General features: G+C 43.7%; 1 protein-coding gene. It reads left to right on the top strand.

What is annotated here, in order from left to right; all coding sequences use genetic code 11:
- Positions 1–890 (top strand): VCBS domain-containing protein (locus tag BCU91_RS20390; RefSeq protein WP_198590453.1); only part of this gene is annotated, 890 nt, incomplete at both ends.

Genomic DNA, 890 nt, shown 5'->3' with positions numbered 1-890 from the left:
ACTGGCACTGGCACTGGCACGAATGAAACCCCAATAGAAATAGCAAGTCAACAATCAGCACCACAATTAAAAGAAGATAATGCAGTGAATACTGCGAGTGGCGTAATGCAAGCTACAGGCACTGATGCTAACCAAGTGTTGTGGAGTACAGACAATGCTCAAGGTAAATATGGTGAGTTAACGTTAAACCAGTTAACTGGCGAATGGCATTACCAACTTGATAATAATAACCAGCAAACAAATGCATTATCTGAAGGGACTCATCAAACAGAACAATTTGTCATTTCGGCAACGGACAGCCAAGGCAATAAAGTGAGCTCGGTCATTGCTGTAGAGGTTGAAGGTAGTAACGATTTACCGCAAATTTCAGGTATACATCATGCTAGTCTCAATGAGTTAGGTTCAATTGATACCGTTTCAGGCAACCTCATAGCTACCGACCCAGATAATGGCGATAGCATCACTTGGTCGGCCTCAAATGGAATAGGTCAATTTGGCCAGCTCGTCATTGATTCAAAATCTGGAGAATGGCAATACGTTCTAGATAATCATTCAGCAACGACTTTAGCCCTACATCAGGGAGAAGTAGCAGTTGAAACTTTCACAGTCACAGCAACTGATAGCTCAGGCACCCCAGTATCCAAACAAGTTACCATTAGTATTAACGGTAGCAATGAAACCGCTCAAATTGGTGGCGTTTCATCGGCTAATCTAACCGAAGATAAAGACGTCCATCAAGGACAACTGCATGTCGATGGCGCCCTCACCGTAACCGATGTAGATTCAGGACAAAACCAATTCCAGGCCACAGTGCAACAAGGTCAATTTGGTACTCTGAGTATCAATAGTTTAGGCCATTGGACTTACACCGCTGATAACTCGCAGCCGAC

The sequence above is a fragment of the Shewanella sp. 10N.286.52.B9 genome, from assembly GCF_002873635.1.
GTDB lineage: Bacteria > Pseudomonadota > Gammaproteobacteria > Enterobacterales > Shewanellaceae > Shewanella.
Note: the sequence above shows the minus strand (reverse complement) of the source record. Positions and strands in the feature narration are given on the sequence as shown.